16 protein-coding genes are annotated in these 19,448 nt (G+C 67.5%); 7 read left to right on the forward strand and 9 right to left on the reverse strand.

The genetic code is table 11. From position 1 onward, the window contains the following. The first annotated feature begins 14 nt into the window (after positions 1-14). The 3 genes from phoA to LK533_RS00600 all read left to right on the forward strand — a co-directional run bounded on the left by phoA (position 15) and on the right by LK533_RS00600 (position 5,555). The gene (gene phoA / locus LK533_RS00590) at positions 15-1,421 is read left to right on the forward strand and encodes an alkaline phosphatase (RefSeq protein WP_229360625.1); all 1,407 of its coding nucleotides are present in this window, start codon (positions 15-17) and stop codon (positions 1,419-1,421) included. A 367-nt stretch (positions 1,422-1,788) separates the two neighbouring features. Next, positions 1,789-4,464, forward strand: a complete 2,676-nt coding sequence (locus LK533_RS00595; RefSeq protein ID WP_229360626.1) for a TonB-dependent receptor — start codon at positions 1,789-1,791, stop codon at positions 4,462-4,464. After that, on the forward strand, positions 4,464-5,555 hold the full coding sequence (locus tag LK533_RS00600) for a Ca2+-dependent phosphoinositide-specific phospholipase C (RefSeq protein WP_229360627.1): 1,092 nt from the start codon (positions 4,464-4,466) through the stop codon (positions 5,553-5,555). Before LK533_RS00595 ends, LK533_RS00600 begins: the two co-directional genes overlap by 1 nt. Positions 5,556-5,609: 54 nt before the next feature. Here the strand turns inward: LK533_RS00600 and LK533_RS00605 are convergent, their stop codons facing one another. The 4 genes from LK533_RS00605 to LK533_RS00620 form a co-directional block, all read right to left on the reverse strand. After that, the gene (locus LK533_RS00605; RefSeq protein WP_229360628.1) at positions 5,610-7,994 is read right to left on the reverse strand and encodes a TonB-dependent receptor; all 2,385 of its coding nucleotides are present in this window, start codon (positions 7,992-7,994) and stop codon (positions 5,610-5,612) included. An 84-nt stretch (positions 7,995-8,078) separates the two neighbouring features. Beyond that, positions 8,079-9,311 carry an MFS transporter gene (locus LK533_RS00610; RefSeq protein ID WP_229360629.1) on the reverse strand — a complete coding sequence of 411 codons (1,233 nt, stop codon included), beginning with the start codon at positions 9,309-9,311 and terminating at the stop codon, positions 8,079-8,081. Positions 9,312-9,323: 12 nt separating this feature from the next. Then, on the reverse strand, positions 9,324-10,388 hold the full coding sequence (locus tag LK533_RS00615; RefSeq protein ID WP_229360630.1) for an LLM class flavin-dependent oxidoreductase: 1,065 nt from the start codon (positions 10,386-10,388) through the stop codon (positions 9,324-9,326). After that, complete coding sequence (locus LK533_RS00620; protein WP_229360631.1) at positions 10,385-11,278, reverse strand: aldo/keto reductase; 894 nt, start codon at positions 11,276-11,278, stop codon at positions 10,385-10,387. Before LK533_RS00620 ends, LK533_RS00615 begins: the two co-directional genes overlap by 4 nt. A 29-nt stretch (positions 11,279-11,307) precedes the next feature. Between LK533_RS00620 and LK533_RS00625 the strand changes: the two genes are divergently transcribed. Together LK533_RS00625 and LK533_RS00630 are read left to right on the forward strand one after the other, a co-directional pair. Further along, positions 11,308-12,396: a Gfo/Idh/MocA family protein gene (locus LK533_RS00625; protein WP_229360632.1), complete on the forward strand. Its 1,089-nt coding sequence runs from the start codon at positions 11,308-11,310 to the stop codon at positions 12,394-12,396. Continuing rightward, positions 12,396-13,772, forward strand: coding sequence for an FAD/NAD(P)-binding protein (locus LK533_RS00630; protein WP_229360633.1), 1,377 nt, complete (start codon positions 12,396-12,398; stop codon positions 13,770-13,772). Before LK533_RS00625 ends, LK533_RS00630 begins: the two co-directional genes overlap by 1 nt. A gap of 41 nt (positions 13,773-13,813) precedes the next feature. On the opposite strand, the gene LK533_RS00635 is transcribed toward LK533_RS00630, so the two are convergent. The 3 genes from LK533_RS00635 to LK533_RS00645 all read right to left on the reverse strand — a co-directional run bounded on the left by LK533_RS00635 (position 13,814) and on the right by LK533_RS00645 (position 16,128). Then, positions 13,814-14,563, reverse strand: coding sequence for a gamma-glutamyl-gamma-aminobutyrate hydrolase family protein (locus tag LK533_RS00635; RefSeq protein ID WP_229360634.1), 750 nt, complete (start codon positions 14,561-14,563; stop codon positions 13,814-13,816). Next, positions 14,563-15,507: a serine O-acetyltransferase EpsC gene (epsC, locus tag LK533_RS00640; RefSeq protein WP_229361720.1), complete on the reverse strand. Its 945-nt coding sequence runs from the start codon at positions 15,505-15,507 to the stop codon at positions 14,563-14,565. Before epsC ends, LK533_RS00635 begins: the two co-directional genes overlap by 1 nt. A gap of 432 nt (positions 15,508-15,939) precedes the next feature. Then, positions 15,940-16,128, reverse strand: coding sequence for a hypothetical protein (locus LK533_RS00645; protein WP_229360635.1), 189 nt, complete (start codon positions 16,126-16,128; stop codon positions 15,940-15,942). 180 nt (positions 16,129-16,308) lie between these two features. Here LK533_RS00645 and LK533_RS00650 point away from each other — a divergent pair, with 180 nt between their 5' ends. Both LK533_RS00650 and LK533_RS00655 read left to right on the forward strand, forming a co-directional pair. Then, entirely contained in the window at positions 16,309-17,367 is a 1,059-nt protein-coding gene (locus tag LK533_RS00650) for an SDR family oxidoreductase (protein ID WP_229360636.1), read from the forward strand. A 51-nt stretch (positions 17,368-17,418) separates the two neighbouring features. Beyond that, complete coding sequence (locus LK533_RS00655) at positions 17,419-17,778, forward strand: L-rhamnose mutarotase (RefSeq protein WP_229360637.1); 360 nt, start codon at positions 17,419-17,421, stop codon at positions 17,776-17,778. 4 nt (positions 17,779-17,782) lie between these two features. Here the strand turns inward: LK533_RS00655 and LK533_RS00660 are convergent, their stop codons facing one another. Next, the gene (locus LK533_RS00660; protein ID WP_229360638.1) at positions 17,783-18,559 is read right to left on the reverse strand and encodes an SDR family oxidoreductase; all 777 of its coding nucleotides are present in this window, start codon (positions 18,557-18,559) and stop codon (positions 17,783-17,785) included. Next, positions 18,556-19,398 (reverse strand): amidohydrolase family protein, encoded by an 843-nt coding sequence (locus LK533_RS00665; RefSeq protein ID WP_229360639.1) that lies wholly within the window; start codon positions 19,396-19,398, stop codon positions 18,556-18,558. The genes LK533_RS00660 and LK533_RS00665 overlap by 4 nt, the downstream gene beginning before the upstream one ends. Positions 19,399-19,448: the final 50 nt, after the last annotated feature.

Consider the following 19,448-nt stretch of genomic DNA (forward strand, 5'->3'; position numbering starts at 1 on the left):
GGAGTACCTACAGCATGAAAATCCGCATCCTCGTCGCAGCGCTCGCTGCCCTTGCCAGCCAGCCGATCGCGGCACAGGACGCCGCCCCCGATCTGTCGCGCGCGGCGCGCGGCGATGTGCGGGAGCCGGGTGGCGCGCGCCGTCTCCCCGGTGACATGCGCGAGACCTATGCCAAGCTCTCGACCGAGGGCGAGGTGCGCAACGTCATCCTGCTGATCGGCGACGGCATGGGCGATTCCGAGATCACGCTGGCCCGCAACTATGCCGAGGGGGCAGGCGGCTATTTCAAGGGCATCGATGCGCTGCCCTTCACCGGTCAGTACACGCACTATTCGCTCGATCGCGAAACGGGCAAGCCGAACTATGTCACGGACAGCGCGGCGTCGGCCACCGCCTGGGCATCGGGCGTGAAGAGCTACAATGGCGCGATCGGCGTCGATATTCACGGCAAGCCGCACAAGACCCTGATCGAGCGCGCCAAGGCGGCGGGGCTCGCCACCGGCGATGTGTCCACCGCGGCGATCCAGGACGCGACACCGGGCGCGCAGATCGCGCATGTCGTCCGGCGCGACTGCTTCGGCCCGTTCGTGACGAGCGAGCGCTGCCCGCAGAATGCGCTGGAAAAGGGCGGCGCGGGCTCGATCACCGAGCAGCTGCTCGATACGCGCGCCGATCTGGTGTTGGGCGGTGGCGCCGAAAGCTTCGAAGAGGCGGCAAAGGCTGGCAAGTGGAAGGGCAAGACCCTGTTCCGGCAAGCGACGGCGCGCGGTTTCCGCGTCGTGCGCAACGCCGCCGAGCTCGACGCGGTCACCCGCGCCGATGACAAGCAGCCGCTGCTCGGCCTGTTTGCGCCGGGCAACATGCCGGTGCGCTGGATGGGCCCCAAGGCGAGCTTCCATGGCAACATCGACAAGCCGGCGGTCACCTGCCAGCCAAATCCGGAGCGCACCGCCACTACCCCGACGCTGGCGGCGATGACGAAAAAGGCCATCGCGCTGCTCAAGGACAAGCCCAGGGGCTTCTTCCTGCAGGTCGAGGGTGCGTCGATCGACAAGGAGGATCATGCCGCCAACCCGTGCGGCCAGATCGGCGAGACGGTCGACCTGGACGAGGCGGTGCAGGAGGCGCTGGCGTTTGCCAGGGCAGATGGCCACACGCTGGTGATCGTCACCGCCGACCATGCCCACACAAGCCAGATCGTCGGCAACGGCACGCGCGCGCCGGGCCTGACCGCCGCACTCAACACGCGGGAGGGCGGGGTGATGACCGTCAACTACGGCACTGCCGAGGAAGGTTCACAGGGGCATACCGGCACCCAGCTGCGCATCGCCGCCTATGGTCCGCGCGCGGTGAACGTGAGCGGCCTGCTCGATCAGACCGATCTCCACTACATCATCCGCGACGCGCTGAAGCTCGACTGAGCCTCGCGCGCGCCAGTCCGGCGCGCTTTGCCGAAGGGGAATAAACAGCGCGGCCGGCTCCCGGGCGGGAGCCGGCCGCGGCGGGCTTAGCGCCCGCGCTAAATTCGTCGCCTTCCATAGGATCGGCGCGTCGCCCGAGAAATGTGTGCGGAGCGCGTCTGACAAGGCGGTCTTGCGATGGACCCTGGAAGCGCAGAACGGCGCCGTGTCGATGTATTTCGACGCAGCGGCAGTCATTCGGCGCCGGTGCAACATCCCTGAAACATCAACGCAACCATCGAGAAACATCCAAGCCGTCATCTTGCAACAAGTGCTGCCTAGAGGGCGCCCGTTCGGACCTAGCGGTCCGAGGGGGAGAACACACGACATGTTACATTATTCGCGCCTGCTCTGGGCGACCTTGCCGCTCACGCTCGCGGCACTGGGCGCCGCGCCGACCGCCATCGCACAGACCAACGCCAGCGCGTCCACCAACGGCGAGCAGACGCCCGACGCGGTGACCGGCAGCGAGGCCGAAAGCGGGGGCGAGATCGTCGTCGTCGGTTCCTATGCGGAGAGCCTGGCTGCCGCGACCGAAACCAAGCGGCAGGCCGCCTTTGGTGTGGATGCGATCAACGCGACCGACATCGGCAAATTCCCCGCGCAGAACGTGGCGGAAGCACTGCAGCTGGTTCCGGGTGTCGCCATCACCCGCCCGCGCGGCGAGGGCCTGTATGTCAGCGTCCGCGGGTTGGGGCCGCAGTTCCAGAGCACGCTGCTCAACGGCCGGCCGGTCGCCATCAACGACCTGATCGAGAATGGCGGCGCCAACGGCCGCCAGTTCCGGTTCGAGATGCTGCCGGCCGAGTTCGTGTCGCAGATCGACGTGGTGAAGACGCCGACGCCGGACATGACCGAGGGTGCGCTGGGCGGCAACATCGACGTGCACACGTTCCGCCCGCTGGAGGTGGGCAACAAGACCACGCTCAACCTGCGCGGCACCTATACGACGCTCGCCGACAAGGTGAAGCCCAACGCGACGGCGCTTACCAGCTTCGAGAACGGCGAGGGGACGCTCGGCTTCCTGATCGCCGGGCAATATTGGGAAAAGGAGGTGCGCAACGACCGCACCTACAACACGGGCTGGTACCTGGATAAGTTCGTGTCGGCGCTGGGCGAGGGCTTCTACACGCCGGGCCGCACGCGCCCGACGGTGGAGACCGAGAACCGCAAGCGCCTGTCGGGCATGGTGTCGGCCCAGTGGAAGCCGAGCGCAGAATTCGAGACCACGCTCGACGTGCTCGCGACCCGTCTGGACGTGGCCTATGACGAATATGGCCTCGACATCTATCCCGACGACACCAGTGTGGCTGGGCACCGCCCGGTCATCGTGCCGGAGTCGGTGAAGCTCGACGGCAACACGGTCGTCGCTGCGACCATCAACGACGTGCGCTTCATGGGCACGCGCGAATACAGCCTCAACCGCCACGACCTGATCACGGTCGGGTTGAAGCAGGCGTGGAACCCGGGCCGCTGGCATGTGGTCGCCAATGCCAACTGGTCCTACGCGCACAGCTACCACCCGAGCTATGCCCAAGGCACGGTGCGCAGCCGCATCCAGTTCTTCGCGCCGCTCACCTATGACGCGTCGGAGGGCTACAAGGTGGCGCCGACGATCTCCACGCCGACCGACGTGCTCGATCCGGCCAACTACACGCTCTACCCGTTCAACATCGCGCCCAAGAACAGCAAGGACTGGGACACCTATGGCCGGTTCGACGTCGACCGCGAGATGGACGGGTTCCTCACCAAGCTGAGCGCGGGCGGCGAGTACCACTGGCGCAAGCGCGACTATTGGCGCCGCGACTTCACCGTCACGCCGGCGGCGGGCACGACGCTGACCGGCTTTGCGCCGGACGGCTTTGAGCAGATCCCGTTCGACGATTTCCTGTCAGGCGTCGATGGCGATTATCCGCGCACCTGGCTGGTGCCGATCACGGACGTGTTCTTCGACAAGCTGTTCACCGACGCGATCGCCAACGCGCCTCTGACCGCGGGCGACCTGCGCGCCTCCTATGTGGTCACCGAGGAGACGGCTGGCGGCTATGTCCGCGCCGACTATGGCTTCCCGGTCGGCAGCGTCGCCGTCACCGGCAACGTCGGCGTGCGCTACGTCCACACCGACCAGGTGGCGAGCGGAACGCTGACCACGGGCACTGTGGCGACTCCGGCAAGCTTCCCGCAGACGTTCAGCAACTGGTTGCCGAGCTTCAACCTGCGCGCCGAGCTGACCCACGACCTGGTCGCGCGACTGGCCGCCAGCCGCGTGCTGACCCGCCCCAACGTGACGCAGAGCGCGCCGCAGATCAGCGTTTCCACCGACCAGCCGACCGCAAGCGGCGGCAACCCGGCGCTGCAGCCGTTCCTGGCGACCCAGTTCGACGGCTCGTTGGAATGGTATTTCAACCGTGCCGGTTCGCTGACGGGTGCGCTGTTCTACAAGGCGATGGACGACTACATCACCGCGCAGAACATCAACGTCGAAATTCCGGGGCGCGGTACCGTGCTGCTGAGCACACAGGTCAACGGCGGCAACGCCAAGGTCTATGGCGCGGAAGTCGCCTACAACCAGGTGTTCACCTTCCTGCCGGCGCCGTTCGACGGCCTGGGTTTCCAGGCGTCCTACACCCACACGTCGGTGCAGGCCGACTACACGGCGGGCGCGCGGCCGATCAAGGATCAGCTGATCGGCCTGTCCAAGAACAGCTTCAACGTGGTCGGCTTCTACGACAAGGGGCCGCTGTCGACGCGGCTGTCCTACACCTGGCGCGACAAGTATCTGACCGGCATCGGCAGCACGACCCAGGCGCCGACCTATCAGGCGGCGTTCGGGTCGCTGGACGGCAACTTCTCGATCCGCGCGACCGAGCAGCTGATGTTCAGCGTGGAGGCGATCAACATCGCCAATGCCAATACCTACAGCTACAATGACCGCGAGCTGCAGTTCGGCGAGATCAACAACTACGGCCGCACCATCCTGTTCGGCGTGCGGGCGCAGTTCTGATGCTCAAGGCGATCCTTCTTGCCGCCGCCGCGCTGGTTTCGACCGGCGCGGCAACGCCGCGGGCGATGAACGACATCCAGGTCGTCGGCTCGCACAACAGCTTCAAGGCGCGGATTCCGGCCGCAGTGATGGCGAAGCTCCGTGCCGCCGAGCCGAAGCTGGCTGACGGGCTGGAGTATTATCACCTGCCGCTGGCACAGCAGCTCGACGCCGGCGTTCGCCAGATCGAGCTCGACATCTTCGCCGACCCTGAGGGCGGGCGCTACGCCAATCCCAAGGGTGAGGCCTGGGCGCGGGCGGCGGGGGAAGCCACCAGCTTCGATCGCGCGGCGATGCTCAAGCCCGGCTTCAAGGTCTTCCACATTCCCGACGTGGATTATCTCAGCACCTGCCCGACGCTGGTGCGCTGCCTTAGCGAGGTCGACCGCTGGTCGCGCGCGCACCCCGATCATCTGCCGATCATGATCACCCTCAACGCTGCCGACACCCCGTCGGGGCGGCCGGGGATCAGCGATCCGCTGCCGCTCGACAATGCCGCGCTGCTCGACGCGCTCGACGGCGAGGTCCGGTCCGTCCTGCCGGCCGGGCGCCTCATCACGCCGGATGATGTGCGGGGGCGTGCGTCCACTCTGCGCGAGGCGATCCGCGGACAGGGGTGGCCGACGCTTGCGCAGGCGCGCGGCCGGATCTTCTTCCTGCTTGACGTGCGGGCACCCGTGTCCGACGTCTACCGGGTCGGCCATCCCTCGCTTGCGGGACGGGCGATGTTTGGTTGGTATCCGGAGGGCCAGCCCGAATCCGCAATGCAGATCGTCCAGGACCCGCTGGTGGACGGTGAGCAAATCCGGCGCTGGGTTCGCGAGGGCGTGATCGTGCGCACCCGCACCGACGCCAACACGGTCGAGGCGCGCGCGCGGGATCACGCAAAGGCCAAGGCCGCGTTCGCAAGCGGTGCTCAGGCAGTCAGCACCGACTATTATCCCGGAGCTCCCGATCCGATTGGCACCGGTTTCGTGGTGACCCTGCCGGGCGGCGCAATGGCCGGGTGCAGCCCGGTGCGGATCGCCGGGGGATGCAAGCTGCGACCATGAGGGCTTGCCCGACCGAGCATCGCCGCTCGGTCGGGACTTGGCGCGTGCTTCGCGTCAGAAGTTGAACCGGCCGTTGACTCCGAAGTAGCGGTCCGCCTCACGCGGGATGATGTAGCGGTAGCTTCCGCCAGGCCCGCCGCTGGTGATCGACGCGGCAAAGCTCTGGTCGAACAGGTTCTTGACCTGGAAAGCGATGCGGAAGCGGTCCTGCGGGTCGATCAGCGACAGCCCTGCGTCCACCAGGGCATAGTCCCCGATCGTGGTTGCCGCGCGGATTGCCTCCGACGCGTCGAACTGGCTGATCTGTTCCGACTGCCACGACGCCTGCGCGTTGAGGCCGAGGTCGATCGCGCCGCCGGTGCGGATCCGCCAATCGCCGGCAAGCGAGGCCTTCCATTCGGGCGCATAGGGCAGCCGCGTGCCGGCCTCGATCACTCCTGTGACGGTGCCGGTCGGCTGGCGGAATTGATCGACATGGGCATCGGTATAGGCGAGGCCGCCCGAGATCGAGACGTCGGTCGCCGGGTTCCAGATCAGGTCGAGTTCGGCACCGCGGGTCGAAATCTCGCCTGCATTGGTGAAGCGGGTGACGAGCACGCCAGCGACCACATCCGGGTTGTTCGCCTGGAAATTGTCGTACTTGGCGTAATAGCCGGCGATGTTGAGCACCAGCTGCCCGTCGAACAGCGTGTTCTTGATACCAGCTTCGTAGCTGTCGACCGTCTCCGGCTCGATGACGTTGGTGCCCGTGCCGGTCAGATTGTAAAAGATGTTGTACGCCGGCCCCTTATAGCCGCGGGTCCAGGTCGCATAGACCGTGTGGTTGCGGCTCAGGTCGAACTGGGCACCGGCCATGCCCGACCAGTTGTCGTTGGTCGTCTTGGCAGTGAAGGGCACACCGTTGGAGGCGGCGACCGCCTGGGTCTGGGCAGTCGTGGGAGCTACTCCGCCGGCCACAAGCTCGAGGTAGCGGTCGTACACGCCCTGGTCGAAGTTCGGCTGGATGCCCGCGCCGGCCAGCGCCGTCTGACGGCTGTGGAACACGTTCAGCTGGTCATGCGTGAAGCGGATGCCGCCCAGCAGCCGCAGCCGATCGCTGAGGTTCACGGTGAAGCGGCCAAAGGCGGCGAGGTTCTTGAAGGTGGACCCAAAGGTCGCCGTACCGGTGGGCCGGGTGACGGTCACGCCAGAGGCATCGCAGGTGGTGAGGCTATCGCCATTGGGTGCGCACACGGTGACGTCGCGCCGGAAGGTGCGCTCCGTATCAGCCCAGCTGTAGAAGAGGCCGCCGACATACTCGATCAGCCCGCCGGTCGGCGAGGTGAGGCGTAGCTCCTGGGTAAAGGTCTTGCCGACCTGTGGGCCGAAATCGTGCAGCTCGTTCAGCCCGGCATTGGCATAGGGCTGGTCGAGCCAGTCACCGTCCCGGATCTCCTCATTGTCGTAGCGTCGCCACGCGGTGATGGAGGTGACGGTGTTTGCGCCCAGCGTCGCATCGATCTGGAGCGAGCCGCCATAGCTCTCCTCGTTGGTGGCGGTGACCAGGTTCTGCCGGATGCGCCGGGTCTCGTCGCCCTTGGCGGTGGGCAGCACCTGTGCCGCAAGATTGGTCGGCGTGGTGCCGATCACTTCGGCGCAGCAGTCGTCGTTCGCCCGCCGATAGTCGCCGATCAGCGTGATGGTGAGGTCCGGGGTGGGATCGGCGACCAGGATCCCGCGTACGCCCCAGCGCTTGAAGCCGTTGACGCGCCGGTCGACATTCGACGCCTCGTTGAAGAGGTTACCGTCATAGTCGCTGTAGAAGCCGGTGACGCGCGTCGCCACATGCTCGCCGAGCGGTACGTCGACGGCGGCGCGGGCGCGATATTCGTTGCCGTTCCCGAAGAAGAAGCCGCCCTCGGCATAGCCTGAGAAGGTGTCGCCGGGCTTTTTGCTGACGATGTTGATGACGCCCGCGGAAGCGTTCTTGCCGAACAGCGTGCCCTGCGGTCCGCGCAGCACCTCGATCCGCTCGATATCGACCAGGTCGCTGAACGCTTCGCCCGCGCGGCTGTAGACGACGCCGTCCACGACGGTGGAGACGGAGGGTTCACCCGCGATCGAAAAGGTGGAGGTGCCGACCCCGCGCAGGAACAGCGACTGGTTGATGCTGGTCCCCGCCTTGCGGAAGTTGAGGGTGGGGACGAGGTATTGCGCACTTTCCAGGTTGATGCCGCCCTGCTGCGCGATCAGGTCGCCGCTCACGACCGACACGGCGACCGGCACGTCCTGCAGCCGCTCCTCCCGCTTCTGGGCGGTGACGACGATCTCTGCGCCGCGCTGCTCCTGGGCTGCGACCGGCGCGGACCCTGCGGCAACTTCCTGAGCCGCGGCCGGCGCAGCAAGGGCGATCGCCACGGCAGCGGTTGCAACACCCGATCGTGCGAAAACAAGCTTCATACAGGCTCCCCAGGTCAGTTCTCGGCGAGCGTTATATCTCCCAGCTTCTAAATAGGAATAAGCCTTTGCTTCGCGGGCGCGTCGTCACGCTTTAGGTGTTGGCTTGGGCATGACCGTGCGGATCCAGGCGAAGCCCAGCAGATAGGATGCTGCCGCGAACAGGAAGAGCGGCAGGTATCCGCCGCCTGCAGCCAGCACCAAACCCGTGATCCAGACGATCGCCACTCCGCCCATGTTGCCGCAAAAAGCGCCAAAGGCGGTCACCCTGGCGACCTTGGCAGGCGGCACCATGTCGGTGATCGTGCCGAAGATGCTGAGCGAGAAGCCCTGGTGCCCGGCCAGCACCACCCCGATCATGATGGTCACGGCCCAGAAGTTGCCCAGATGGAGGACCAGGGGAACCGGGGTGACCAGCAGCGCGCAGACGAGCATCACCGTCCGCCGTACGCGCTGGGCGGGCCAGCCCGCCGCCAGAAGGCGGTCGGATACCCATCCGGCGAGCAGGGCGCCGAGACCGGAGCCCAGGAACGCAATCGCGAGCGGGATGCCAAGCTGCTCTGTCGAGAGCCCCAGTTCGCGCCGGTAGAAATCGGGAAGCCAGAAGTTCAGCAACCACCAGGTCGCGTCGGACAGGGCCTTGGCGACGACGATTGCCCAGGTCCGCCGCTCCAGCAGGATCGGCCCATAGGGGGCTGTCCCTTCGGTATCTTCGGCGGACCGAGCCTCGGCGCGATCGTCGAACACGATCCCCCGGGCGGCGATCCACCACAGCCCCAGGATCAGAAAGCCTCCCGCGCCGGCAAAGATCAGCGCCCCCCGCCAGCCCCAGGTGGCGGCAAGTAGCGGGATGAAGAACGGCAGCGCGATGGTGCCGGCCGCGCCGATCAGGGTTCCCGCGCCGATCGCGAGCGAGCGCAGCTTGGGCCCGAACAGGATGGCAACCGTCTTGATGGTGAGCGGCGTCTGCACCGCCTCGGTCGCGCCCAGGCCGATGCGCGCGGCAACGACCTGCCAGCCGGTCATGGCCCAGCCGTGCGCCACGGCTGCCAGGCTCCACGCGGTGACCCCGGCGACCATGGATCGCCGCACCCCCAGCCGGTCGATCAGCCAGCCGGTGAACAGGAAGGAGAGGGCCGCCGCGAACTGGGTGACTGCAGCCAGCCGGCCGAAATCCGCGTCGGTCCAGCCGAACTCGGCCGACATGTCCGGCTTCAGGATGGCGATGATCGGACGATCCATCGCGTTGAAGATGCCGGCTGCGCACAGCAGCGCGAACAGCAGCCACGCGCGGCTGCGCGAGATCGGGGCCGGCGTCATGCGTTCAGGCGATCAGACGGCAAGCGGCGCGTGGTCGAGACGGGGCAGCACATGGCGTGCGAACAGGTCCGCCTCCGCCGCATGCGGGTAGCCCGATAGGATGAATGCCTCGATCCCTGCCTCGCGATAGGCGTTCAGCTTGGCGAGAACCTGATCGGGATCCCCGACGATCGCCGCGCCGCAGCCGGAACGCGCACGGCCGATGCCGGTCCACAGGTTCGGCTCGATATAGCCGTCCTGCCGCGCGGCTTCCTCCCGCAGCTCCGCCTGGCGCGCAACGCCCGCCGACTGGCTGTCGAGCGACTTGGCGCGGATTGCATCCCCGGTCGCGGCGTCGAGCTTGGACAGCAACCGGTCGGCGGCGGCGCGCGCCTCAGCCTCGGTCTCCCGAACCACGACATGCACGCGATAGCCGAACTTGAGGGTGCGGCCGCGGCTGGCAGCGCGTTCCGTCAGGTCGGAAACGATGCCGCGCACGCCGTCCAGCGTGTCGGGCCACATCAGATAGACGTCCGCGCCTTCTGCCGCGGCCTCCCGCGCCGCCGGCGACAGGCCGCCGAAGTAGAACGGTGGGCACCTGCCCGAGACGGTGGTGAGCCGCGGCGGCGCGACGTCGAGCTGCCAGAACTCGCCGTCGTGGTGGAGGTGTTCGCCGTTCAGCAGCGTGCGCAGGATGTGCATCGCCTCCACCGTGCGGCGGTAGCGCGGCGCGCTTTCCAGCGTCTGGCCCGGCAGGTCGCTGGAGATGATGTTGACGGTCAGCCGGCCGCCGAGCATCTGGTCGATGGTGGCGATCTGGCGCGCAAGCTGCGGCGGCCAGCTCTCGCCGATACGCACCGCCATCAACAGGCGGATGCGCCGGACCAGTGCCGCCATCGCTGCCGCGAACGCCGTCGTGTCGATGCCAAGCGCATAGCCGGACGGCAGCAGAACATTGTCGAAGCCGCGGCTTTCCGCCTGCAGCACGATGTCGCGGCAATGCTCGAAGCTCGAGGCGAGCTTCGGATCCGGTACGCCCAGGAATTCATAGTCGTCGTCGCACAGCGCCGAGAACCAGCTGACCTCGCACGGCTTCATGGCAGTTGCTCCCCGGTTCCCGCTTGCATCACCGCGTACCAGCGCGCGCGGTCCCATTCGACCCTGAACGCATCTGTCGCCGCGCGGATGCGCGCGGCGTTCTGCGAACCGACGATCGGGATGATGCGTGCCGGATGCGCCATGATCCAGCTGAGTGCCGCCGCAGCGGCATCGACCCCATAGGCTGCACCCTGTTCCGCCAGCAGCGCGCCGGCGGGATGGTTCGGGTCCGTCAGCCGTCCGCCGCCGAGCGGGGACCAGGCGAGCACGGTGCGCTGCTCCGCCATCGCCTGGTCCAGCGTGCCGTCGTACAAAGGCGCGACCCGGACAGGCGAGAACTCCGGCTGGGTGGAGACGATCGGCAGGTCCAGGAACCGCTGCAGCGCGCTCAATTCCGCCGGGCTGTAGTTGGAGACACCGAGCGCGCGGACCTTGCCCGCCTCGACCAGCCGGGTCAGCGTCGCCGCCACCTCCTGCGGATGGGTCAGGAAGTCGCGCCGGTGAATCTGGTAGAGGTCGATGACGTCGGTCGAAAGCCGCCGGAGCGATGCGTCGCAGGCTGCCTCAAGATAGGCCGAGCTCGAGTCATAGGGCACCGGGGGCGTGATGCCGCCCTTGGTCGCAAGCACGATCCGCCCGCGCAGGCTCCGGTCGGCAGCCAGCACCTGGCCGAGCAGCGCCTCGGCCCCGCCGAAGCCCTCCGGCGCGTCGAAGCCATAGATGTCGGCAGTGTCGAACAGGGTGATCCCGGCGTCGAGCGCTGCATGAACCAGCACCGCGGCGGCGGACACGGATCCGGTCATCCGCCACATGCCCCAGGCGAGCGGGGAGACGAGGATTTCACTGGTGCCAAGGGGGCGGGGCTGGCGGTCCGGGACGAGCTTGTGCATATGCCCATCACCTAAATAGGAATACCGTCATGAGTTCAACCGTTCGTTACGGCATCGTCGGCACCGGCATGATGGGGGTCGAGCACATCCGCAACATCGAGATCCTGCCCGACGCGGAGGTCGTGGCGATCGCCGACCCGGTGGCCACGTCGCTCGACTGGGCGCGCGATGCACTGGGTGCTGCTGCGGGATCGGTTGCGGCATTTGCCGACGTGGAGCGCTTCGCGCGGGAGGCGCGGGTCGACGCGGTCGTCGTCGCTTCGCCCAACTACACGCACCGCGCCGTGCTGGAGCCGCTGTTCGCCACCGATGTTGCGATCCTGTGCGAAAAGCCGCTCGCGACGACCATGGAAGACGCGCGCTGGATCGTCGAGCGGACGGCGGAGCGCGCGGCCCCGTTCTGGACCGGCATGGAATATCGCTACATGCCGCCGGCCGCGGCCTTTATCGAGCAGGTGCACGGCGGGCGGGTCGGGCGCCTGCAGATGCTGTCGATGCGCGAGCACCGCTTTCCCTTTCTCCACAAGGTGGGCGACTGGAACCGCTTCTCGCGCAACACCGGGGGCACGATGGTCGAGAAGTGCTGCCACTTCTTTGATCTCATGCGGCTGATCGTGGCGTCGGAGCCGGTGCGCGTGTTCTGCTCGGGTGGGCAGGACGTGAACCACCTGGACGAACGGTATCACGGCGAGCGGCCGGACATCCTCGACAACAGCTTCACCACCGTGGAGTTTGCGAACGGCGTGCGGGCGATGCTCGACCTGTGCATGTTCGCGGAAGGGGCCGAGCATCAGGAGGAAATCTCTGCAACCGGCGACAAGGCGCGGCTCGATGTGCTGATCCCGCCGGGCGATCTGGTGTTCAGCCCCCGCGTGGACTGGCGCGGGCCCAAGTCGGTCGAGCGGACTCATGTGGCGGTCGAGGATTCGGCAATGCGGGCCGGATCGCATCATGGCGCCACCTACTATCAGCATGCCGCCTTTGCGGCAGCCGTGCGCGGCGAGGCACCGGTCGAGGTCACGGCCGAGGACGGGCTGCGCGCGGTCGCGATCGGGGCTGCGGCAGAGATCAGCGCGCGCGAGCACCGGGTGGTGGAAATGGCCGAACTGGGTCTGTGATGGCGACCTCCACCTTGACCGCCGACGACCATGTGCTGATCGTCGGCGGCGGCTTCTCGGGGACGCTGCTGGCGATCAACCTGCTTCGGCATGATGGCCCGCGAGTCACCCTGGTCGAGCGTCGGCGCGATCAACTCGCGCGCGGGGTGGCGTATAGCGCGGCCGACGAGAGCCACCTGCTGAACGTCCGCGCGGCCAACATGAGCGCCTTTCCGGACGATCGCGATCACTTCGCCCGCTGGCTCGCCGATCAGTCGCTCGGTGGCCCCGCAAGCTTTGTGCCGCGCACCGTCTATGGCCGGTATCTGCGCGAACTGCTGGAAGATGCCCGTCGCGACGGTGGCGACCGGCTGTCGTTGATCGACGGAGAGGTCGTTGCGCTCGATCCGGCAGGCCAGCGGGTTGAGGCGCTGTTGGAGAGCGGGGAACTGCTCCAATGCGACCGCGCCGTGCTGGCGCTCGGCAACCTGCCGCCGCACCCGCCGGCCGGCATCGATGTCGGCTCGCTGTCGAGCGACCTGTACTGCGACGATCCCTGGGCGGCCGATATCGCGGAAGGCCTGACCGACGGGGACGAAGTCCTGCTGCTCGGGACCGGTCTGACGGCGATCGATGCGGCGCTGCTGCTCGAACGCCGGGGCTTTCGCGGATCGATCACCGCCATGTCCCGGCGCGGACTGCGCCCACGCCCGCATGTCGACGGTCAGCCTCCGGTCACGCCCGCGGGCGAGAAGCCCGCGGATACCCTGTCCGCGCTGGTCCGCAGCGTCCGCACTGCTGCCGAGACCGTCGGCTGGCGCAACGCCGTCGATGCGCTGCGTCCCGTCACCCAGCTGTTGTGGGAGGGGGCGGATGGACCGACACGGGCGCGCTTCCTTCGCCACCTCCGGCCCTTCTGGGATGTGCATCGCCATCGCCTGGCGCCATCGGTCGGATCCCGGATCGACGCCATGGTCGCGCGCGGGCAGCTGCGGTTCGCAGCCGCCAAGCTTGCCGCGGCCCAGGCCGAGGGGCGCGGGGTCGCGGTTGCGTATCGGCCGCGGGGCGCAACCGAGCTCCAGCGCCGCCCGTTCCGGCGGATCATCAACTGTACCGGGCCGCAGGGCGATCTGCTGCGGACGCAGGAACGGTTGCTCGCCCAGTTGGTGCAGGCCGGAACGATCCGGCCGGACGCCTTGCGACTGGGGGTCGACGTGGATGCCACGAGCCGGACGATCGGCGCGGACGGACGGCCGCAGCCGTGGCTTTATGCGGTAGGTCCGATGACGCGCGGTGCGTCCTGGGAGGTGGTGGCGGTGCCCGACCTGCGCGTGCAGACGTGGAGCCTTGCCCGCACCCTCGCCAACGCACACTGGGTCGGCGGGGAGGGACTCTGACCGGCAGGGGCAGGGCGCCGCGCCGCCCCTGAACCCGTCGCCTAGTTGCCGCCGTTGGTGGAACGCGCGGCCTCTCCGATCCGCTTGAAGAAGGCCTGGCTGGCGGTGCTCGTCGCCACGTCCCACTCCGGGTGCCATTGCACGCCCAGGACTTCGGCGCCGCACCCGTCCCCGCGGATCGCTTCGATGATGCCGTCGTCGGCGGACACCGCATCAACGGAGAGGCCAGCACCAAGCCTGTCCACCGCCTGCTCATGGACCGAGTTCACGCGCAGCCGCCGCTCGCCTGTGAGCGTGGCCAGGCGGCCGTTCGACGCAAGCTCGACGTCGTGGCGATGCTGAAACAGCCGATCATACTCGCCGGCCGGAAGAAAGCCGCGGTGATGACGGCCCCGGCACACCTCCGAGGAAAGCGAGCCTCCGAACAGCACGTTGATCTCCTGCATGCCCCGGCAGATGCCGAACACCGGCTTGCCCATCTCGATCATGCGTCCGGCAAGAGCGAGGGCGACTTCGTCCCGCTCCGGGTCGACCGGCCAATCCGGGCAGGGCGGTCCAGCGCCGTAGCGCTCCGGGCCGACATGGGAGCGCGATCCCGTCAGAAGCAGCGCGTCGAACAACGCCGCGAAGCCCTGCACGTCCGCGGTATCGGCGACCGCCGGGACGAGAAGCGTCGAAGTCCGCGACACGCTCGCCAGCGGCAGCAGGAAACGGGTTGCCACCGTCTGCACGGCGCGATCCACCAGTTCGTTGCAGCACAACAGGCCGACGATCGGTCGCCGCGTCTCCATCAGTCCGCCTCCGCCAGGATGTCGCGGAGCGCGTGGCCGTCGCGTCGTTCCAGCTGGCGGGCTTCCGGCTGCACGACGACGCTGTCCGGCGGCACGTCCGAAAGCAGCCACACGTTTCCGCCGATGACCGACCGGGCTCCGATCGTGACGGGGCCGAGGATCGTTGCCCCCGCGTAGATGACGACATCGTCCTCCACGGTCGGGTGCCGAATGTACCTGCGTGCGCTGCCGAGTTCGCCGGGCGCGCTCGGGGCGCCCAGCGTGACGTGCTGATATAGCCGGACGCGCTCGCCGACCACCGCCGTCTCGCCGATCACCACGCCGGTACCATGGTCGATGAAGAAGCCGGCACCGATCGTGGCACCCGGATGGATGTCGATCCCGGTCCGCTCGTTTGCGATCTCCGAGATCATGCGCGCGACCATCGGCGCGCCCAGGTTGTAGAACTCGTGCGCCAATCGATGGTGCAGGCACGCGATCGCCCCGGGATAGCAGATCAGGACCTCATCGACGCTGCGCGCGGCCGGATCGCTCAGAAAGGCCGCTTCGATGTCGCTGTCCACTTGGCGCCGCACCTGTCCCAGGCTCGCGGCGAACAGGCGTACCAGGCTTGCCGCCTGATCCGGGTCGAACTCTGCTCGTGCCTCCTTCGCCCAATAGCCGAACTCGGCGGCCAGCTGCCCCTCGAACCCGCTCAGCGCCGTGCGCAGCTTGCTGCCGACGAAGGCATCTTCGTCGCTGCCTCCGCGAAGTCCGCCCAGGCGGCGAGGGTAGAGGGCGGCAAACAGGAGCTCAAGATCGCGTTCCACGGCCCGCCGTGAAGGAAAGCTCTCCACGTCTCGCGCTTCGCCTTCCCGAGTGCGCCACAGCCTGCGCGACACGCCGAGCGCCTCGACCGCCGAGCCAAGCCACTCGAGGTTTTCGGGGATTGGATCCCTGCTCATCCGAACCGCCGCGCCGGGCGCTTTTCCTGGAGGCGACTGCCGAGGCGCGCGCCCCGCCGATCCGGCGCCCTCGCGCTTCGAGGGGGCGTTGTGCGGACCACGGCACCGGTCAGACAAGCACGCCGGGACGAAGCCCACGCGGCGTTCCTCGCCCGATCCATGTGAGTTGCCGCACTCGCCACCAGGATTGCTCCAAATCCCATCGAGCTGATGGGTAATGAAGATGATGCAGATGAGCAATCGGCCCGGGCCAAGAGATTCTTGTGCCGGTATCTACCCAAAGTTGAGTCGGAACCGCAGGCAGGGGCAGGTGGCCGCCGGCGCCGAGCGCGGCGACCTGCTGTGCGCGGTGGGAGGGTGCAAGGACAGCGCGGCGGAAGCGCGCGCGAAATAGCGCTGCCGGCTCCCAGTCGGGAGCCGGCGCGCGGAGCCTCAGCGGCCGCGAAGGGTGTTGAGCACGGCGATCGCCGCGACGCCGGCAAAGGCAGCGCTGGTCCAGGGGCGCGCCTTGGCGAAGTTCGTCGCCTTCTGCGTGATCGGCGCATCGCCTGAGAAGTGCGTGCGGATCGCGTCGGAAAGCGCGGTCTTGCCGTTCGACTTGGTGGCGGTTGCTTCGGTCATGACGATCTCCTTTTTCAAGCACAGAACGTGCTGTGTCGGCGTTCTCAACGCAGCCAAGGCCATTCGGTGCCACCCATCGTCGGCACGCCGCACCCGTTCGGCGCACGCTTGCCAGCCGGGGTGAACCGATGGCCGCGCCCGGCAGTTGTGCGCAACACAATGGGTTGAGCAGGAGCGGCTATGCGTAGAAAAGTGCTTGTTGCGGGCGCGCAGGGGGTGATCGGCCGGGCGGCGGCGCTGCGGTTGGCCGCCCAGCCGGATACCGAGGTGATCGGATTGTCACGCCGGACGGAGCCGGCGCTGCCCGGCGTGCCGCTGGTCGCCGTGGATCTGCTGGACGCTGCGGGAACCCAGACTGCGCTGGCCGACCTGCACGACGTGACCCATATCGTGTTCGGCGCCTATATCGAGAAAGCGACCGCTGCCGAAAAGAGCGCGGTGAACGTCGCCATCCTGCGCAACCTGCTCGATGCGGTGGAGGCAAGCTCGCCCGGGCTTCGCCACATCAGCTTCTATCAGGGCGGCAAGGCCTATGGTGCCGACCTGGGGCCCTTCAAGACGCCTGCCCGTGAAGACGATCCGCGGCTGATGCCGCCCAATTTCTACTACGACCAGGAAGACTTCCTGCGCGAGCGACAGAAGGGGAAAGGCTGGAGCTTCACTGCGCTGCGGCCCGAAGCGGTTTGCGGCTTTGCGGTCGGCAATCCGATGAACCTGCTGACGGTGATCGCGGTCTATGCGACGATCTCGAAGGAACTGGGTATCCCGCTACGCTTTCCGGGCACGGAGGCCGCCTATCGCGCCCTCTATCAGGTGAGTTCGGCCGACATTCTGGCGCAGGCAACGGACTGGGCGGGAACGGAGCCCGGCGCGGCGAACGAGATCTTCAACATCACCAACGGCGACTATTTCCGCTGGCAGCACATGTTTCCCAAGATCGCGGCCATGTTCGACATGCCGCTGGCCGACCCGGTGCCGACGCCGCTCGTCACCTATATGACCGACAAGGGCCCGTTGTGGGAGCGGCTGGTCGAGCGTCACGGGTTGCAGCCGATCGCCTATGAGGCGGTGGCGTCCTGGGCTTTCGGCGACTTCATCTTCAACAGCGGCTTTGACAACATCAGCAGCACGATCAAGGCGCGGCGCGCGGGTTTCCACGCGTGCATCGACACGGAAGACATGTTCCGCGAACAGTTCGAGCAACTGCGACAGCTGCGCGTGATCCCGCCACTGGGATAAGGGAGGCGTCCCCCATCGTCTGCGAGCGGGTTCAAGAAGAGGAAGACTTTCATGTGGCACTGCCTGCTGCTCGACCTGAAACAGGATGCAGCGCTGATCGAGGAATATCGTCGCTGGCACCGTCCCGGCGCCGTGCCATCGGCGGTGGTGGCGTCGATCCGGTCGAGCGGGATCGAGGAGATGGAGATCTATCAGCGCGGTGACCGGCTGGTGATGATGATGAAGACCGGACCGGCGTTCGATCCTGCGGCCAGGGCGGCCGCGGATGCCGCCGATCCGGAGATCGTCGCGTGGGAGGCACTGATGTCGCGGTTGCAGCAGCCGCTGCCCGACGCTGCGCCGGGCGAGAAGTGGTTGCCGGCCGAGCGCATCTTTGCGCTGTCGGCTCAGCCGGCAGGTGCCGGAGGCTGACGGCTCAGGTCAGCGTGCGATCGAGGTGCGTGTAGCCGCCATCGGGCAGGATCCACTGGCCGGTGGTGTGCGACGACCGGTCCGACAGCAGGAACACGACCGTGTCGGCGATCTCGCGATCGGTCGTCATGCGGCGCCCGAGCGGGATGCGCTGCGTGATTTCAGCCAGCTTTGCGGCCGGGTCGTCGAAGCTTTCGACCCAGTTGCGGTAGAGGGGCGTCATCACCTCGGCCGGCAGCACGGCGTTGACGCGCACGCCGTCTTCTATCAGCGCGGCCGCCCATTCGCGGGTGAGCCCGAGCTGCGCCGCCTTGGCGGCGACATAGCCACTGGTGCTCCCCTGGCCGGTCAGCGCGGTCTTGGACGAAATGTTGACGATCGCGCCGCGGCTCGCCTTCAGCTGCGGCAGGCAATGATGCGCCATGCCGTAGTAATGCGCGAGATTGCTCGTCAGCGACTGCACGAATGCGGCGGTGCCGGCCTCCAGCCCGATGTTGTCGTTGGCACCGGCATTGTTGACCAGCCCGTGGATGCCATGGCCCTGCGCGACGATGTGCGCGACCGCGGCGGCGCAGGCTTCGTCGTCGCGCAGATCGAGCTGGCAGAAGATCGTGGCCGGCTGGAGCGCACGGATCTGCGCCTCGAACGCAGGGTCGAGCGGGCTGCGGCCGAGGATGGCCGGGATCGCGCCTTCTTCGGCCAGCACCGTCGAGATCGCACCGCCGATGCCGGCGCCGCCACCCGTGACGATGACCAGCTTGCCGCCGAGGTTCAGGTTCATTCGTGAGGCTCCGCAAGCTTGTAGAGGCGCCGCGCCGTTTCGCCGAACACGGCGGCGCGATGGTCCGGGCAGGCGCGCTGGATGAAGGCGTCGACCAGCGCGACGACTTGTCCATGATCGGCAGCGAGCGTGCACACCGGCCAGTCCGAACCGAATATCAGCCGTTCGGGACCGAAACAGGCGAGAAGATGGTCCAGGTAACGCTCGATCTCGTCCGCGGACCAGGCGGCGTGATCAGCCTCCGTTACCAGGCCGGACAGCTTGCAGGCCACGTTGGGGTGTCCGGCAATCGCGCGGATGGTGTCGGCCCAGGGCTGCCACTCGCCGCCGGCGATGTCGGGCTTGCCGCCATGATCAAGTACCAGCGCGCCGTCGCCGACCGCGTCGAGAAAGGCGGGCACCTGCAATAGCTGTGCGCTGCCGCGCACGAGAATGTCGTAGGCGAGGTCCTCAGCCAACAGCGTCCGCACGCCCGCCTGGGCATCGGCGCGCAACAGCCAGCGGGGATCGGGATCGTCCTGCACCATGTGCCGAATGCCGACCAGCGGCATGCCCCGCCAGCGCGCCAGCCGGGTGTCGAGATCGGACGCCGTCAGATCGGTCCAGCCAACCACGCCGAGAATCCAGGAATGGTCGGCCGCCAGCGACAGCAGCCAGTCGGTTTCGGCTTCATCCTGTTCGGCCTGCACCGCCACGCATCCGGCAAAGCCTGTGGCATCGAGCAGCGGCTTGACGTCCTCCGGCATCCGATCGCACGCTAGCGGGCCGCCGGGCTCGATCCAGCCGAAGCGCTCCGCCGAATAGCGCCAGAAATGCTGGTGCGCGTCTATCTGGACCATCGCGGGGGCCTTTGCCTCTCTTGCCGTCGCGCATTACCTGTGACATGAAA

It is taken from the genome of Sphingomonas sp. PL-96 (assembly GCF_020707215.1).
Taxonomy (GTDB): Bacteria; Pseudomonadota; Alphaproteobacteria; order Sphingomonadales; family Sphingomonadaceae; genus Sphingomonas.

Bases quoted from the DNA above. Each gene is read 5' to 3' on its own strand.
- phoA (WP_229360625.1), top strand. From the start codon at position 15: ATGAAAATCCGCATCCTCGTCGCAGCGCTCGCTGCCCTTGCCAGCCAG.
- LK533_RS00655 (WP_229360637.1), top strand. From the start codon at position 17,419: ATGTGGCACTGCCTGCTGCTCGACCTGAAACAGGATGCAGCGCTGATC.
- LK533_RS00660 (WP_229360638.1), bottom strand. From the start codon at position 18,559: ATGAACCTGAACCTCGGCGGCAAGCTGGTCATCGTCACGGGTGGCGGC.
- LK533_RS00650 (WP_229360636.1), top strand. From the start codon at position 16,309: ATGCGTAGAAAAGTGCTTGTTGCGGGCGCGCAGGGGGTGATCGGCCGG.
- LK533_RS00635 (WP_229360634.1), bottom strand. From the start codon at position 14,563: ATGGAGACGCGGCGACCGATCGTCGGCCTGTTGTGCTGCAACGAACTG.
- LK533_RS00625 (WP_229360632.1), top strand. From the start codon at position 11,308: ATGAGTTCAACCGTTCGTTACGGCATCGTCGGCACCGGCATGATGGGG.
- LK533_RS00605 (WP_229360628.1), bottom strand. From the start codon at position 7,994: ATGAAGCTTGTTTTCGCACGATCGGGTGTTGCAACCGCTGCCGTGGCG.
- LK533_RS00615 (WP_229360630.1), bottom strand. From the start codon at position 10,388: ATGAAGCCGTGCGAGGTCAGCTGGTTCTCGGCGCTGTGCGACGACGAC.
- LK533_RS00645 (WP_229360635.1), bottom strand. From the start codon at position 16,128: ATGACCGAAGCAACCGCCACCAAGTCGAACGGCAAGACCGCGCTTTCC.
- LK533_RS00610 (WP_229360629.1), bottom strand. From the start codon at position 9,311: ATGACGCCGGCCCCGATCTCGCGCAGCCGCGCGTGGCTGCTGTTCGCG.
- LK533_RS00600 (WP_229360627.1), top strand. From the start codon at position 4,464: ATGCTCAAGGCGATCCTTCTTGCCGCCGCCGCGCTGGTTTCGACCGGC.
- LK533_RS00665 (WP_229360639.1), bottom strand. From the start codon at position 19,398: ATGGTCCAGATAGACGCGCACCAGCATTTCTGGCGCTATTCGGCGGAG.
- epsC (WP_229361720.1), bottom strand. From the start codon at position 15,507: ATGAGCAGGGATCCAATCCCCGAAAACCTCGAGTGGCTTGGCTCGGCG.
- LK533_RS00630 (WP_229360633.1), top strand. From the start codon at position 12,396: ATGGCGACCTCCACCTTGACCGCCGACGACCATGTGCTGATCGTCGGC.
- LK533_RS00620 (WP_229360631.1), bottom strand. From the start codon at position 11,278: ATGCACAAGCTCGTCCCGGACCGCCAGCCCCGCCCCCTTGGCACCAGT.
- LK533_RS00595 (WP_229360626.1), top strand. From the start codon at position 1,789: ATGTTACATTATTCGCGCCTGCTCTGGGCGACCTTGCCGCTCACGCTC.